13 protein-coding genes are annotated in these 14,651 nt (G+C 72.6%); 11 read left to right on the top strand and 2 right to left on the bottom strand.

Annotated features, from left to right (window positions below):
• The first annotated feature begins 10 nt into the window (after window positions 1-10).
• A complete protein-coding gene (locus AC3WXD_RS19965) occupies window positions 11-838 on the top strand; it encodes an enoyl-CoA hydratase-related protein (RefSeq protein ID WP_492324512.1) in 828 nt (275 codons plus the stop codon).
• A gap of 141 nt (window positions 839-979) precedes the next feature.
• A complete protein-coding gene (locus AC3WXD_RS19970; protein ID WP_020200410.1) occupies window positions 980-1,960 on the top strand; it encodes a Bug family tripartite tricarboxylate transporter substrate binding protein in 981 nt (326 codons plus the stop codon).
• A 27-nt stretch (window positions 1,961-1,987) separates the two neighbouring features.
• Here AC3WXD_RS19970 and AC3WXD_RS19975 read toward each other — a convergent pair whose 3' ends face one another.
• Window positions 1,988-2,884, bottom strand: a complete 897-nt coding sequence (locus AC3WXD_RS19975; protein WP_020200409.1) for a LysR substrate-binding domain-containing protein — start codon at window positions 2,882-2,884, stop codon at window positions 1,988-1,990.
• Between the two features lie 171 nt (window positions 2,885-3,055).
• Here AC3WXD_RS19975 and AC3WXD_RS19980 point away from each other — a divergent pair, with 171 nt between their 5' ends.
• From AC3WXD_RS19980 to AC3WXD_RS20010, 7 genes are all read left to right on the top strand, one after another.
• A complete protein-coding gene (locus AC3WXD_RS19980) occupies window positions 3,056-3,862 on the top strand; it encodes a citryl-CoA lyase (protein ID WP_492324513.1) in 807 nt (268 codons plus the stop codon).
• 43 nt (window positions 3,863-3,905) lie between these two features.
• Window positions 3,906-5,069, top strand: a complete 1,164-nt coding sequence (locus tag AC3WXD_RS19985; RefSeq protein ID WP_059410891.1) for a CaiB/BaiF CoA transferase family protein — start codon at window positions 3,906-3,908, stop codon at window positions 5,067-5,069.
• 22 nt (window positions 5,070-5,091) lie between these two features.
• Entirely contained in the window at window positions 5,092-6,081 is a 990-nt protein-coding gene (locus AC3WXD_RS19990) for a Bug family tripartite tricarboxylate transporter substrate binding protein (RefSeq protein ID WP_020200405.1), read from the top strand.
• A gap of 126 nt (window positions 6,082-6,207) precedes the next feature.
• Window positions 6,208-6,510 (top strand): putative quinol monooxygenase, encoded by a 303-nt coding sequence (locus AC3WXD_RS19995; RefSeq protein ID WP_020200404.1) that lies wholly within the window; start codon window positions 6,208-6,210, stop codon window positions 6,508-6,510.
• A gap of 57 nt (window positions 6,511-6,567) precedes the next feature.
• Complete coding sequence (arfB, locus tag AC3WXD_RS20000; protein ID WP_020200403.1) at window positions 6,568-6,975, top strand: alternative ribosome rescue aminoacyl-tRNA hydrolase ArfB; 408 nt, start codon at window positions 6,568-6,570, stop codon at window positions 6,973-6,975.
• Between the two features lie 220 nt (window positions 6,976-7,195).
• The gene (locus tag AC3WXD_RS20005) at window positions 7,196-8,227 is read left to right on the top strand and encodes a fatty acid desaturase (RefSeq protein WP_492324514.1); all 1,032 of its coding nucleotides are present in this window, start codon (window positions 7,196-7,198) and stop codon (window positions 8,225-8,227) included.
• Window positions 8,228-8,233: 6 nt separating this feature from the next.
• Entirely contained in the window at window positions 8,234-9,058 is an 825-nt protein-coding gene (locus AC3WXD_RS20010; RefSeq protein WP_492324515.1) for a phosphate/phosphite/phosphonate ABC transporter substrate-binding protein, read from the top strand.
• Between the two features lie 19 nt (window positions 9,059-9,077).
• Here the strand turns inward: AC3WXD_RS20010 and AC3WXD_RS20015 are convergent, their stop codons facing one another.
• A complete protein-coding gene (locus AC3WXD_RS20015) occupies window positions 9,078-9,776 on the bottom strand; it encodes a TetR family transcriptional regulator (protein WP_492324516.1) in 699 nt (232 codons plus the stop codon).
• A gap of 198 nt (window positions 9,777-9,974) precedes the next feature.
• Here AC3WXD_RS20015 and AC3WXD_RS20020 point away from each other — a divergent pair, with 198 nt between their 5' ends.
• On the top strand, window positions 9,975-13,259 hold the full coding sequence (locus AC3WXD_RS20020; protein ID WP_492324517.1) for a bifunctional cytochrome P450/NADPH--P450 reductase: 3,285 nt from the start codon (window positions 9,975-9,977) through the stop codon (window positions 13,257-13,259).
• Between the two features lie 145 nt (window positions 13,260-13,404).
• The gene (locus AC3WXD_RS20025; protein WP_059410886.1) at window positions 13,405-14,610 is read left to right on the top strand and encodes an MFS transporter; all 1,206 of its coding nucleotides are present in this window, start codon (window positions 13,405-13,407) and stop codon (window positions 14,608-14,610) included.
• The last annotated feature ends 41 nt before the right edge of the window (window positions 14,611-14,651 follow it).

The following is a 14,651-nucleotide window of genomic DNA, read 5'->3' on the forward strand; positions in this document are numbered from 1 at the left end:
GGAGACCAGCATGCACACCGCAACCGCAACTGCCGCCCCGCGCGCCGCCGAACTGCCGCGGCCCCATCCGCACCTCCGGCTGACGATCGAGGACGGCCTCGCCATCGTCGCCATCGATCGCGCCGAGAAGCGCAACTCGCTCACGCTGGCGATGTGGCGCGCGCTCGGCCGCGCCATGACCGGACTCGACGCGCGCGACGACGTGCGCGTGATCGCGCTGACCGGCACCGGCGCCAGCTTCTGCGCCGGCGCCGACATCGCCGAGTTCGCCACCGTGCGCGCCAACGAGCATCAGGTGGCCGACTACGAGCAGGCCGTGGACGGCTGCTGCGACGCCATCGAGGCGGTATCGAAGCCGACCATCGCCGCCATCAACGGCTTCTGCATGGGTGGCGCCGTCAACGTGGCGATGGCGTGCGATTTCCGCCACGCGGTGCCCGCCGCGCAGTTCGCGATTCCCGCGGCGCGCCTGTCCATCGTCTACGGCATCAAGGGCACGCGCCGCCTGTTCCACCTGGTCGGGCTGGCCAACGCCAAGCACATCCTGTTCTCGGGCGGGCGGCTCGACGCCGCCGACGCCTACCGCATCGGCCTCGTCGACGCCATCGCCGGAGACGCCCTCGCCAGCACCCGGCAGGCCGCCGCGGTGCTGGCCGACAACGCGCCGCTGTCGATCAGCGGCGCCAAGGCGATCCTCAACAGCCTGGCCTCGGGCGACGGCCCGATGACGGACGCCGCCGTGCAGGCGCTGGTCGACGGCGCCGCGGCGAGCGAGGACTACGCGCAAGGGCGGCAGGCCTTCGCCGAGAAGCGGCGGCCCGCGTTCCGCGGGCGCTAGACGTGCCGCCCGCGCGTTCGCCTGCGTGGCGGCGCGCGGCGACATGCGGTGACGCGCGCGGGCATGAGCCGCCCGCGCGTTCGCGGTACGCGCTGCCCGAGGCGGCGCATCGCAAGACATAAAAAACCAAGAGGAGACATCATGCTTTGCCACACAAGCCGGCTGCTTGCCGCCGCCGCATTCAGCATCGCCGGCGTCGCCGGCACCGCGGCGGCCCAGGACGCCTATCCGTCCCGGCCGCTGCGCATCGTCATCGGCTTTCCGCCCGGCGGCGCGGCCGACACCATCGCGCGCATCTACGGCGACGCGCTCGCCAAGGAGCTGAAGCAGCCCGTGCTGATCGACAACCGCCCGGGCGCCGGCACCACCATCGCCGCCGACTTCGCCGCCAAGTCGCCGCCCGACGGCTACACGCTGTACATCGGCGGCGCCAGCCTGATGGGCGGCGACAACGCGCTGTACAAGAAGCTGCGCTACACGCCGGCGGACTTCATCCCGGTCACGCAGCTGACCACCGCGCCGCTGCTGCTGGTGGCGGGCAAGACCGCGGGCATCCGCAACGTCGCCGAGCTCGTGCAGAAGGCGAAGCAGCAGCCGGGCTCGCTGAACTACTCGTCGTCCGGCAACGGCGTCATCACGCACCTCGCCGGCGTGCACTTCACCCGGCTCGCCGGCGTCACCATGACCCACGTCCCGTACAAGGGCGGCGCGCAGTCCGCGCAGGCGGTGGCCGCCGGCGACGCGCAGGTCAGCTTCGCCACGCCGGCCTCGGTGCAGCCGATGATCGATGCCGGCAAGGTGGTGCCGCTCGCCGTCACCTCGGCGAAGCGCTCGGCCGTGATGCCGAGCTACCCGACCATCGCCGAAGCCGGCGTGCCCGGCTACAGCCTCTCCAACTGGTACGGCCTGTTCGCGCCGGCCGGCACGCCGCAGGCCGTCGTCGACCGCCTGTTCGCCGCCTCGGCCAGGGTGCTGATCGAGCCCGCGCTGCAAAAGCAGCTGGCCGGCCGCGGCGAGGAAGCCGCGCCCTCGCGCTCCCCGGCCGAGTTCAAGGCGTTCGCCGCGCACGAAGGCAAGCTCGACGTCGAGCTGATCGCGCAGAGCGGGGCGAAGATCGACTGAGACCGGGTGCGGGCCGGGGCTGCGCCGTCAGCCCCGCTCGCCCTCCAGCCGCGCCACCGCGCGCCGCACCGCGGTGGCGAAGAACCGCACCGGCGTGGCGCGCTGCGCGCCGCGCTTCCACAGCAGGCCCGGCGTGCGGTGCGGCGTGGGGCTTTCCAGCGGGATGAAGCGCAGGCGCTCGTTGCCGGAGTCGGCGCTTTCGCCGATCACGGCGGCGAGGTCGGTCTGCCGCACCAGTTCCAGCATCGGCGCGATCGAGTTGAGCTCGGCGATGACCAGCGGCTCGGCCCCGGCCGCGCGAAAGCATTCGTCGAGCAGCTGCCGCGTGGCGAAATACGCCGGCAGCAGCACCATGCGCATGCCGTGCAGCTCCACCATGCGCGCGCGCCGGCGGCCCGCCAGCGGGTGGCGCTCGCCGACCACCAGTTTCAACTCCTCGTTGTACAGCGGCTCGAACCATAGCGCCTCGCTCTGCTCGGGCCGGTACGACACGCCCAGGTCCAGCTCGCCGGCCACGATGCGCCGCGTGATGTCGGCGGCGCTGAGCTCCTCCACGATGACGCGCACGGCCGGATAGCGGTTCAGGAACGACGCCACGCACTGCGGGATGAGCTGGATGTTGAAGCTGTGCGTGGCGCCGATGCGGACCTCGCCCACCAGCGGCTCCTCGCCGCCGCGCACGGCGTGGATGGCATGGTCCACCTGCCGCAGCGCCGGGCCGATGTGGAGCAGCAGCGTCTCGCCGGCCTCGGTGATCGACACGCGCTTGCCGGCGCGGTCGAACAGCGGCTGGCCCACTTCCTCTTCCAGCTGCCGGATCTGGTGCGACAGCGTCGACTGCGTGACGTGCATGCGCTCGGCCGCGCGCGTGAAATTGAGCGTCTCGGCGAGCGCCTCGAAGTAGCGCAGGTGTCGGAGTTCCACGGCATTCCACCATCAGTGCGGGACATGCGCCGCATTCTACATAGATGCCATCGATCATTTGGATCGATATTCATCATTTCCATCTGTGACGCGCCGCCCATAGACTGCCCATACACGACACGAGGCCCGGCCACGCGCCCGGCCCATTCCAGCTACGGAGACAGCGCAACCATGAAGATCGGCAAGGAAACCATCCCGCAGACCGGCATCAGCACGTCCAACACCGAGACCATCGTGGTGCGCGGCGCGGACCTGTGCCAGGACCTGATCGGCAAGCTCAGCTTCACCGAATACTTCTACTTCCTCGTCACCGGCCGCCGGCCCGGCGCGGCCGCGCTCAAGGTGGTCGACGCCACGCTGGTGGCCATCGCCGAGCACGGCCTGGTGCCGAGCGTGCAGGCCAGCCGCATGACGCTGGCGGCCGCGCCCGACGCGCTGCAGGGCGCGGTGGCGGCGGGCATCCTCGGTTGCGGCTCGGTCATCCTCGGCGCGTCCGAGAGCGCCGGCTACCTGCTCGAGGAAGTGCGCGCGCGCATCGCCGGCGGGGAGGCGAAGGCGCAGGCCGCCGCCGCGGTGGTGTCGGCCTGGCGCGAGGCGCGCCGCGCGATTCCCGGCTACGGCCATCCGCTGCACAAGGCGCGCGATCCGCGCGTGGCGGCGCTGTTCGCGGTGGCGCGCGAGGCCGGCGCGGACCTGACCTACATCGACATCGCCGAGGCGGTCGAGGCGGCGATCCCGGGCATCGTCGGCAAGGACCTGAGCCTCAACGTCTCGGCGGCGATTCCCGCCGTGCTGCTCGGCGTGGGCTTCCCGCTCAACGCGCTCAAGGGCGTGCCGATCCTGGCGCGCACCGGCGGGCTGATCGCCCATCTCAGCGAGGAGCTGCGCCAGTCGATCGGCTTCGCGCTGTCGTACCAGGCCACGCGCGAGGTGGTCTACACGGGCGCCACGCCGGCGGGTTTCGATCCGCGCGCGTGAACGCGCACATGCAGCGGCACATCAGCGTGAGCAAGGAGCATCCATGATCAAGGTTCTGCAGGGCGTGAAAGTCCTGGAGCAAGGCACGTTCATCACCGGGCCCGCCGCCGGCATGCTGCTGGGCGACCTCGGCGCCGACGTCATCAAGCTGGAGCAGCCGGACACGGGCGACCCGTTCCGCGCGTTCAAGGGCGGCCTGTACAGCCCGCATTTCCAGACCTACAACCGCAACAAGCGCAGCATCACGCTCAACACCAAGAACGCCGAGGACCTGGCGGTGTTCGACGACCTCGTGCGCGAGGCCGACGTCTACATCCAGAACTTCCGCCCCGGCGCGGCCGAGCGCCTGGGCGCCGGCGAGGAACGGCTGCGCGCGCTCAACCCGCGCCTAATCTACTGCGCCATCAGCGGCTTCGGCGCGACCGGCCCGGCCGCCGCGCGCCCGAGCTACGACACCGTGGCGCAGGCGGCCAGCGGCTTCCTCAACCTGCTCATCAACCCGGAGAACCCGCGCGTGGTCGGCCCCGCCATCGCCGACGCGATGACCGGCTTCTACGCCGCCTACGGCATCCTCGGCGCGCTGCACGAGCGCAACCGCACCGGCGTTGGCCGCAAGGTCGAGGTGTCGATGCTGGAGGCGATGAGCCACTTCAACCTCGACGCCTTCACGCACTACTATGCGGCGGGCGAGGTGATGGGGCCGTACAGCCGGCCCAGCGTGTCGCAGTCCTACGTGCTGGCATGCGCGGACGGCAAATGGATCGCGCTGCATATGTCCTCGCCCGAGAAATTCTGGCAGGGGCTGGCCAACGCGATCGAGCGGCCCGCGCTGTTTACCGACGCGCGCTTCGCCACGCGCGAGCAGCGCATCGCCAACCAGCAGGCGCTGATCGACCTGCTCGGCGAGTTGTTCCGCCAGCGCACGCGCGCGCAATGGTGCGAGCGGCTGCAGGCCGAGGACGTGCCGCACGCGCCGATGTACGACACCAGCGAGGCGCTGGAAGACCCGCAGGCCAGGCACCTGCAATTGCTGGTCACGGGCACCCATCCCACGCTGGGCGAGTTCAGGACCGTGCGCAGCCCGGTGTCGTTCGACGGCGAGCGCGCGCTCGACGTCATGGCGCCGCCGCTGCTGGGCGAGCACAACGAGGAAGTGCGCGCCGCGCTGGCGCGAACGCGCGGCGCGGCGCAGACCGGTTCCAGGTAAGCCGAAAAAAACAGGAGGAGACATGAAAAAGACCATGATGGCCGCGATGCTGGCCATGAGCTGCGCCGCCGGCTTCATGCTGGTGCAAGCGCCGGCACAAGCACAGGCGCAGGACTATCCGTCGCGGCCGGTGCGGCTGGTGGTGCCGTTCGGCGGCGGCACCTCGACCGACATCACCGCGCGCATCCTCGGCGAGGCGATGGCGAAGAAGCTCGGCCAGCCCTTCGTGGTGGAGAACAAGGCCGGCGCCGGCGGCGCCATCGGCACCGACTACGTGGCCAAGTCCAGAGGCGACGGCTACACGCTGACCTTCGGCACGGTCGGCACGCTGGCCATCAACAAGGCGCTCTACCGCAACCTGCCGTACGACCCGGGCAAGGACTTCGCGTACCTGGCCATGCCCGGCTACACGCCCACGCTGCTGGTGGTGCGCGCCGACGCGCCGTACAAGACGCTGGCCGAGCTGGTGGCCTACGCGCGCGCCAATCCGGACAAGCTGTCGTTCGGCTCGGCCGGCAGCGGCACCTCGGGCCATCTCGCCGGCGAGCTGCTCAAGTCGATGGCCGGCATCAGCATGACGCACGTGCCGTTCAAGGAAGGCGGGCAGGCGCTGACCGCAGTGCTGGGCGGACAGGTCGACTTCATGTTCTACCACCCGGTCGCGGTGCTGCCTTACCTCAAGGCCCACAAGCTGCGCGCGCTGGCGGTCAGCAGCCAGCAGCGCTCGGTGAGCGCGCCCGAGGTGCCGACCGTGGCGGAATCGGGCTACCCCGGCTTCGACCTGACCGCGTGGTTCATGCTCGCCGGCCCGGCCGGGCTGGACGACGAGGTGCGCAGGCGGCTGGCCGGCGCGATGCAGGCGGTGATGCAGGAGCCGGGCGTGCAGAAGAAGCTGGCGGAGCAGGGGCTGGAGATCGCCAGGCTCGACACCGCGCAGCTGCCGCGCTTCGTCAACGGCGAGATCCAGAAATGGACCGCGGTGGTGAAGCGCTCCAACGCGCAGGTCGACTAGCCGGCCGGGCAATCGGTGGCGGCGCCATTTGCGCCGGATTGGGGAAACTCTTTTGCGCGCCGGCGCATTCCCGGCCAGCGCGGATTGGGGGATGATCGGGGTTTTGCCTAACCGACAGGAGCCATCATGACCGAATCCCGCAAGCCGCCCGTGGCGGTGGTCGCCACCATCGTGCCGGAGCCGGCCCACCTGCAACTGGTCGAAGCGGCGCTGCGCGAAGCCGTCGCGCAGGTGCGGCTGGAGCCCGGCTGCGAATACTACGAGCTGCACCGCGACCTCGACGACGCCGGCCGCTTCGTGATGCTGGAGCGCTGGCGCGACGAGGACGCGCTCGCGCAGCACGGCCGCGGCGCGGCCCTCGCCGCGCTGGGCAAGGTGCTCCAGGGCCGCGCCAGCCTGCACATCGTCAAGCTCGCGGCGGTCGCCTGACCGGCCCCGGCAGCGCCGCCCGCCACGGCGGGCCGGCGCGCTTGCTATCATTGCCCGATGTCGAGCGAAACCGTCATCCCCCACACCGAGTACGAGATCACCGCGATCCGCGCGCAGGGCGCGGGCGGGCAGAACATCAACAAGGTCTCCAACGCGGTCCACCTGCGCTTCGACGTGCGCGCGTCGGCGTCGCTGGACGAGGACCACAAGGCGCGCCTGCTGCAATTGCACGACCACCGCATCACGCGCGACGGCGTGGTGGTGATCAAGGCGCAGCAGCACCGCAGCCTGGAGATGAACCGCGAGGAAGCCGTGCGGCGCCTGCACGAACTGGTGCGCAGCGTGGCCACGCCGCCGCGCGCGCGGCGCCCCACGCGGCCCACCTTCGGCTCGCGCATGCGGCGGCTCGAAGGCAAGAGCCAGCGCAGCCAGGTCAAGGCCATGCGCGGCAAGGTGCTCGACTGAGCCCGTGGCGCGCTGCCTGCGCACCCTCTGTGCGCCACCTGCGCCGCATGCGCATGCCGCTTGCGGGCATGCATATCCATATCGGCTTTCCTTCGTTCCGTTTTGCGCCACGGCGCGTAAGCTGGACTGACGTTTCGTGCCGGCGCCGCCGGCCGCGACGCCCTGGGTGTCCGCATCGCCTCGATTGCCGTACAGCCCGCCACCGTTCCACGATGACGCAATGGCAATCTACCTGGACGACCTCCAGCGCGCGGACATCGCGCGCGCCAGCCGCGCCTGGCTCTGGCGCACCGAACTGCCCACCTGGCTGCTGATCGCGGCGGTCTACGCGCTGTGGTTCGGCGCGGCGCTCAACGCGGCCCGCCTGGGCCTGCCGCTCGCGCTGGCGCTGCTGGTACTCGCCTCCACCTGGTACATGTCGCTGCAGCACGAGCTGCTGCACGGCCATCCCACGCGCCTGCCGTGGCTCAACGCGCTGTTCGGCATGGCGCCGCTGGCGGTGTGGTTTCCTTACGGGCTCTATCGCCGCGAGCACCTGCGGCATCACGCGCACGACGACCTGACCCATCCCGGCGCCGATCCGGAGAGCTACTTCCTGCTGCCGGGCGACTGGCAGGCCGCCGGCCCCCTGCGGCGCACGCTGCTGCGCTGGCGCAACACGATGGCGGGGCGCGTGCTGCTGGGCCCGGCCTTCGCCATCGCGCGCAGCGCGGCCGACGCCGCGCGCCGGTTGCGCGCCGGCGACCTGCGCGACCTGCCGATGTGGACCGCGCACCTGCTCGCGCTGGCCGCGCTGCTGCTGTGGCTCGACCGCGCGTGCGGCATCGCGCCGTGGCTGATGCTGGCGGGCGTGGCCTATCCCGCGCTGGCGCTGTCGTCGGTGCGCTCGTTCCAGGAGCACCGCCCGCACGCGCTGCCGGCGCGGCGCAGCGTGCTCAACGAGGCAGCGTGGCCGTGGCGGCTGCTGTTTCTCAACAACAACTTCCACCTGGTCCACCACGACTTGCCGGCGCTGCCGTGGTTTGCCCTCGGGCGCGTCTATCGCGCGCGCGCGGCGGGCTACCGGCGGCGCAGCGGCGGCTTCGTGGTGAACGGGTACGGCGAATGGCTGGCGCGCTTCGCGCTGCGGCCCGCCGTGCCAGTGGTGCATCCGCTGTTCCGCGGCGCCGTGGCCACGCCGGCCACGACGGCCACACCCGCCACGGCAGACCGGCGGGCCGGCAACGACGCGCGCGCGCGCCTGACCGGGTGAGCGCGCATGGATGACCGCCGGCACTGGGTGGCCGCGCTGCCCATGTACAACGTATCGCCCGCGCTGCGCGAAGACTGGCTGGCCCTGATCGCGCGCGTGGTGGCGGTGCTCGCGCGCGGGCGCGATCCGCTGTTCCTGCGCGCCGTCGAGCCCGGCGCCACGCATGCGCAACTGCACGAATTCTGGCGCCGCCCCGACCTGCTGCTGTCGCAGACCTGCGGCTACCCGCTGGTGCAGGGCCTGCAGCGCCACGTGCGCGTGATCGGCACGCCGCTGTTCGACGCGCCGGGCTGCGACGGCGAGCGCTATCGCAGCGCGATCGTGGCGCGCGCCGACGGCCCCGACAGCCTGGCCGATTGCCGCGGGCTGCGCGTGGCGTACAACGACGAGGCCTCGCACAGCGGCATGAACGCGCTGCGCCACGCGGTGGCGCCGCTGGCGCGCGGCGGGCGCTTCTTCGCCGCGGCGCTGTGCACCGGCTCGCACCTGGCCTCGCTCGACGCCGTGGCGCGCGGCGACGCCGACGTGGCGGCCATCGACTGCGTCACGCTGGCCTTCGCGCGCGACCACCTGCCCGGACGGCTGGCGGCGCTGCGCCAGATCGCCGGCACCGCGTCGGCGCCCGGCCTGCCGCTGGTGTGCTCGCGCCATGCCAGTCCGGCGCAGAGCGCGCGCGTGGGCGACGTGCTGGCGCGCGTGATCGAGGCCGAGCCCGCGCTGGCGCGGCGGCTGCGGCTGCGCGGCATCGCCCGCACCGGCCTCGCGCACTACGCGCCGGTGACGCACATGGCGCGCGCCGCGGTGGCCGCCGGCTACGCGCGGCTGGCCTGAGCGCCGGCGCCCGCCGCGTTCAGTGCGGCTGCGCCTGCCGCGGCTTGCGCTTGCGCGCCGCGGCCGGGGCTGGCGATGGCGCTGGCGCTGGCGCTGCTGCCTGCGCCTGCGCGCGCCCGCCTTGCTGCGCGGCGGCGCCGCGCAGCAGCCAGCACACCAGTTGCCGCGATTGCTCGATGCGCCGGCGGCGGCCCGCCGCGTCGGCTTCGAGATAATCGGTCGACAGGTGGAACAGGTAGGACACCACGTAGCCCGAGAGATCGTCGAGCGCCGCGCGCGGCAGGCCCGGGCACAGCCCCAGCCGCTCGATGTCCTCCGCCATCTCGGCGGCGATGTCGGCCAGCAGCTGGCGCACCGCGTCGCGCAGCGCCGGCTGCGGCCCGGTGCTGCCGCACACGCCGACGAAAAAGGCGTCCCGGTGCGCCTCGGCGTAGGCGAAGAACGCCGCGCACGCGCGCGTGGCCACCTCGTCCGGGTTGTCGCGCGCGGCCGCCCAGCGCACCGCGCGCAGCATCGGGCGCAGCTCGGCGCCGACCTCGGCCACGGCGGTCAGCGCGAGGTCCTCCATGTCGCGGAAATGGCGGTAGAAGGTGTTGGGGTTGAGCCCCGCCTCGCGCGCGAGCTCGCGCAGGCCCAGGCCGGCGAAGCTGCGCCGCGCGGCGGCCAGGCGCAGCGCGGCGTCGATCAGTTTGCGTTTGCCGGCGGCAACGTCGTCCATTGGTTTCCGTCTGTCTGAATTGTCTGGCCGGATAAGCCGCTTCGTGCGCACCCGCCGTGAAATGCCGGTTTGGAATTGACACTCGGTCTACGTTCGTCTACTTTGCTGCAAAAGTAGACATTTGTCTACGCCTACAAGAACAACCAACGCGAGACAACCCCGGCGCCTTGCACGCCGATTTCGAACGGTGACCCGAACATGCAGCCAGTCTCCAACCCGGCATCCACCGCCGACGCCGCCTCCGCCGCGCCGGCCGCGCGCCAGCCCGAACCCATCCCGCAGGCGCCCGGCTGGCCCGTGGTTGGCAACCTGCTGCAGGTCACGCCCGGCATGGTCGCACAGCACCTGCTGGCGCGCAGCCGCGAGTTCGACGGCATCTTCGAGCTGAACTTCGCCGGCCGGCGCGTGGCCTTCGTCAGCGATGCCGGGCTGGTGGCCGAGCTGGCCGACGGGCGCCGTTTCCGCAAGCTGATCGGCCCGCCGCTGTCCTACCTGCGCGACGTCGGCGGCGACGGCCTGTTTACCGCCGACCACGGCGAGGAGAACTGGGGCCGCGCGCACCGCATCCTGATGCCCGCGTTCAGCCAGCGCGCCATGAAGGGCTACTTCGACGTGATGCTGCGCGTGGCCAACCGGCTGGTCGGCAAGTGGGAGCGCCAGGGGCCCGACGCCGACATCGCGGTGGCCGACGACATGACGCGCCTCACGCTCGACACCATCGCGCTGTCGGGCTTCGGCTACGACTTCGACTCGTTCGCCAGCGCGCAGCTGCATCCGTTCATCGGCGCGATGGTCGGCGCGCTCGAGGAAGCGATGGGCAAGCTCACGCGCCTGGCCATCAAGGACAGGTTCATGCACGCGGCGCACCGCAAGTTCGCCGCCGACGTCGGCTTCATGCGCGAGCTGGTCGACGACGTGGTCAGGCAGCGCCGCGCGGCGGCCGCGCGCGGCCAGGCGCCCGAGCCCGACCTGCTCAACCTGATGCTCGACGCGCGCGACCCCGACAGCGGCGAGCGCCTGGACGACGTGAACATCCGCAACCAGGTCATCACCTTCCTGATCGCCGGGCACGAGACCACCAGCGGCATGCTGACCTTCGCGCTGTACGAGCTGATGCGCCATCCGGGCGTGCTGGCGCAGGCCTACGCCGAGGTGGACGCCGTGCTGCCCGGCGACGCGCCGCCGGCCTACGCCGACCTCGCGCGCCTGCAGGTGATCGACCGCGTGCTCAAGGAAACGCTGCGGCTGTGGCCGACCGCGCCGGGCTTCTCGGTGGCGCCGTTCGAGGACACGCTGCTGGGCGGGCGCTACCTTATCCGGAAGGACCGCCGCCTGTCGGTGGTGCTCACCGGGCTGCACCGCGACCCCAAGGTGTGGGCCGACCCCGAGCGCTTCGACATCGACCGCTTCCTGCCCGAGAACGAGGCGCGCATCCATCCGCATGCCTACAAGCCGTTCGGCAACGGCGAGCGCGCCTGCATCGGCCGGCAGTTCGCGCTGACCGAGGCCAAGCTGGCGCTGGCGCTGATGCTGCGCAATTTCCAGTTCAGCGATCCGCACGACTACCAGTTCCGCATCAAGGAAACGCTCACGCTCAAGCCCGACGGCTTCACGCTGCGCGCGCGCCGGCGCCGCCCGCACGAGCGCATCGCCGCGGCGCAGGCCGGCGCGGCCGCGGCGCAGCCCGCGCGCCCGGCGGTGCGCGGCGGCGGCCTGCCGCTGGCGGTGCTGTGCGGCTCCAGCCTGGGCACCGCGCGCGAGCTCGCCGAGCAGATCCACGCGGGCGCGCTGCAGGCCGGCTTCGCCGCCACGCTGCGCGATCTCGACGCCGCCGTGGACACGCTGCCGACCGATGGGCTGGCGGTGATCGTGGCGGCCACCTACAACGGCCGCGCGCCCGATTCGGCGCGCCGCTTCGAGGCCATGCTCGACGCGCAGGCGCAGGTGCCTGCCGGCTACCGCGCGCCCGGCCTGCGCTTCGCCGTGCTCGGCTGCGGCAACTCGCAATGGGCCACCTACCAGGCGTTTCCCAAGCGCGTGCAGGCGTTCTTCGACGCGGCCGGCGCCACCCCGCTGCTGGCGCGCGGCGAGGCCGACGGCAACGGCGACTTCGACCACGCCGCCGGGCAATGGCTGGCCGCGCTGTGGCAGGCGCTGCAAGCGCTGCGCGAGGCGCAGGGCGCCGGGCCGGAGGCGCCCGCCGCCGCGGCCGGCGCGATCGCGGTGCGGCTGCGCGGCATCGCCGCCATCCGCGCCGGCACGCTGCCGCCGTCCACGCAGGCGTTCACGGTGCTGGCCAACACCGAGCTGGTCAGCGATCCCGCCGGCCTGTGGGACTTCGCGCGCGAGGCGCCGCGCACCTCCACGCGCGACATCCGCCTGCGCCTGCCCGAAGGCGTGCGCTACGCCACCGGCGACCACCTCGCGGTGTACCCGCAGAACCAGCCGGCCGTGGTGGACGACCTGTGCGCGCGACTCGACCTCGATCCCGACGCGATGGCGACGCTGTCGGCCGCGCACGCCGGCGCCGCGCGCGGCCTGCCGCTGGAAGAGGCGCTGCCGGTACGCGAGCTGCTCACGCACTTCATCGAGCTGCAGGACGTGGTGTCGCGCCAGACCCTGCGCACGCTGCTGCAATACACGCGCTGCCCGCGCACGCGCGCCGCGCTGGAGCAGCTCGGCTCGGACGATCCCGCCGCCGGCTACGCCGCGCGGGTGGCGGCGCCGCGCCTCGCGCTGGCCGACGTGCTGGCGCGCCATCCCGCCATCGAGCTGACGCTGGCCGGCCTGCTGGCCTGCACCGTGGCGATGCGCCCGCGCCTCTATTCGATCGCCTCGTCGCCGGCGGTGTCGCCGGACGTGGCGGCGATCACGGTCGGCACGGTGTGGGCGCCCGCGCTGTCCGGGCGCGGCATGTTCCGCGGCGTGGCCTCGACCTGGCTGCAGGGACTGGCGCCCGGTGCGGTGGTGGCCGCCGGCATCCGCACGCCGAACCCGCCGTTCGCGCCCGACGCCGATCCCGCCCGGCCGATGATCCTGGTCGGCCCCGGCACCGGCATCGCGCCGTTCCGCGGCTTTCTGGAGGAGCGCGCGGCGCAGCGGGCCGCCGGCATGCGCGTCGTCGCCAGCCAGCTTTATTACGGCTGCCGCCATCCCGCGCACGACTGGCTGTACCGCGACGACATCGCGCGCTGGCAGGACGCGGGCGTGGTGCAGGCGCACGCCGCGTACTCGACCACCGGCGCGCCGGACCAGCGCTTCGTGCAGCACCTGCTGTGGCGCGACCGCGCCGCGGTGTGGGCGCTGCTGCGCGACGGCGCCACCCTCTACGTGTGCGGCGACGGGCGGCAGATGGCGCCCGCGGTGCGCCGCACGCTGATCGAGATCGCCGCGCAGCAGGGCGGCATGCCCGAGGCGGCGGCGTCCGACTGGCTGGCCGGCATGGTCGCGCAGGGCCGCTACCGGCAGGACGTGTTCAACTGACTGACTGATTGTTCGCGGCCCGCCGCCGCCCGCCGCCCGCCCCATCCACATGGCAGGATTCCACGGATCATTGTCAGCCGGCGCGGCGGCGCTTTCCTTACGCTCGGTGTCATCCCCAACGCCCGTCCTTACCGGAGCGCCCCCGATGGCACGTCCCGCGATCCCGCAAGCCCGCCTGCTGGCGGTCTGCCAGGCTCTCTTCACCTCGGCCCTGTCGGTCGACCTCACGCTGACCGGGCTGGTCGGCTACACGCTGGCGCCGGACAAGGCGCTGGCCACGCTGCCGTTCGCGCTGATCACGGTGGCGTCCGCCGTCACCGCCATCGCGGCGGCGTTCCTGATCGAGCGCCTCGGCCGCCGCGCCGCGTTCTGCCTGGGCGGGCTGGCCTGCTGCGCGGGCGGGCTGGTGTCGGTGTGGGCCATCGCGCACCATGATTTCGCCGCGTTCTGCGTGGGCACCGCGCTGGTCGGCGTGTTCCAGGCCTTCGCGCGCTTCTACCGGCTGGCCGCCGCCGATGCCGCGCCGGCCGCCGACAAGCCGCGCGCGATTTCCACGGTGCTGACCGGCGGCGTGGTGGCCGCGGTGTGCGGCCCGGCCATCGCCGCGTGGAGCAGCGACCTGCTGGTGGCGCAGCCGTTCGCCGGCTCCTACGCGGTGGTGGCGGTGTTCGGGCTGGCCACCGTCCTGCTGCTGGCGTTCGGCTACCGCGACGCGCCCGCCCACGCCGCGGCGCGGGAGCATGGCGCCGCGCTGCCCGCGCGCCCGCTCGCGCAGATCGCGCGCCAGCCGGTGTTCCTGGCCGCGTTCGCCAACAACGGCATCGGCAACGCGGTGATGATGTTCGTCATGACCGCCACGCCGATCGCCGCGGTGGCGTGCGGCCACACCATCGGCCAGGGCGCGCAGATCATCGAGTGGCACCTGGTCGGCATGTACGCGCCGTCGTTCTTCTCGGGCTGGCTGTTGCAGCGCTTTGGCCGCGGGCCGATGCTGATGTGCGGCATCGCGCTCGCCGCAGTGGGTTCGCTGGTGGCGCTGGCGTCCACCGCGGTGCCGGCGTTCTACGTGGCGCTGCTGTGCCTGGGCGTGGGCTGGAATTTCATGTTCGTCGGCGGCACCACCTTGCTGGCGGAAAGCTACCGCCCGGCCGAGCGCGCGCGCACCCAGGCGCTGGCCGAGTTCGCCGCCGCGGCGCTGACCGCGCTGGCCACGCTGGCGGCCGGGCAGGTGCTGTACCGCTACGGCTGGCAGGCGGTCAACCTCGCCGTGCTGCCGGCGCTGGCGGTGGCGCTGCTGGTCACGCTCGGATGGCAGCGCGGCGTGGCGCGCCGCGCGGTGCTGGCCGGATGACGGCGCGCGCCGGTATGATCGGCGGGCCGTCCCTCTCCACA

This window comes from Cupriavidus sp. FW216-B1 (genome assembly GCF_058789195.1).

Bases quoted from the DNA above. Each gene is read 5' to 3' on its own strand.
- AC3WXD_RS19965 (WP_492324512.1), top strand. From the start codon at position 11: ATGCACACCGCAACCGCAACTGCCGCCCCGCGCGCCGCCGAACTGCCG.
- AC3WXD_RS19970 (WP_020200410.1), top strand. From the start codon at position 980: ATGCTTTGCCACACAAGCCGGCTGCTTGCCGCCGCCGCATTCAGCATC.
- AC3WXD_RS19980 (WP_492324513.1), top strand. From the start codon at position 3,056: ATGAAGATCGGCAAGGAAACCATCCCGCAGACCGGCATCAGCACGTCC.
- AC3WXD_RS19985 (WP_059410891.1), top strand. From the start codon at position 3,906: ATGATCAAGGTTCTGCAGGGCGTGAAAGTCCTGGAGCAAGGCACGTTC.
- AC3WXD_RS19990 (WP_020200405.1), top strand. From the start codon at position 5,092: ATGAAAAAGACCATGATGGCCGCGATGCTGGCCATGAGCTGCGCCGCC.
- AC3WXD_RS19995 (WP_020200404.1), top strand. From the start codon at position 6,208: ATGACCGAATCCCGCAAGCCGCCCGTGGCGGTGGTCGCCACCATCGTG.
- arfB (WP_020200403.1), top strand. From the start codon at position 6,568: ATGTCGAGCGAAACCGTCATCCCCCACACCGAGTACGAGATCACCGCG.
- AC3WXD_RS20005 (WP_492324514.1), top strand. From the start codon at position 7,196: ATGGCAATCTACCTGGACGACCTCCAGCGCGCGGACATCGCGCGCGCC.
- AC3WXD_RS20010 (WP_492324515.1), top strand. From the start codon at position 8,234: ATGGATGACCGCCGGCACTGGGTGGCCGCGCTGCCCATGTACAACGTA.
- AC3WXD_RS20015 (WP_492324516.1), bottom strand. From the start codon at position 9,776: ATGGACGACGTTGCCGCCGGCAAACGCAAACTGATCGACGCCGCGCTG.
- AC3WXD_RS20020 (WP_492324517.1), top strand. From the start codon at position 9,975: ATGCAGCCAGTCTCCAACCCGGCATCCACCGCCGACGCCGCCTCCGCC.
- AC3WXD_RS20025 (WP_059410886.1), top strand. From the start codon at position 13,405: ATGGCACGTCCCGCGATCCCGCAAGCCCGCCTGCTGGCGGTCTGCCAG.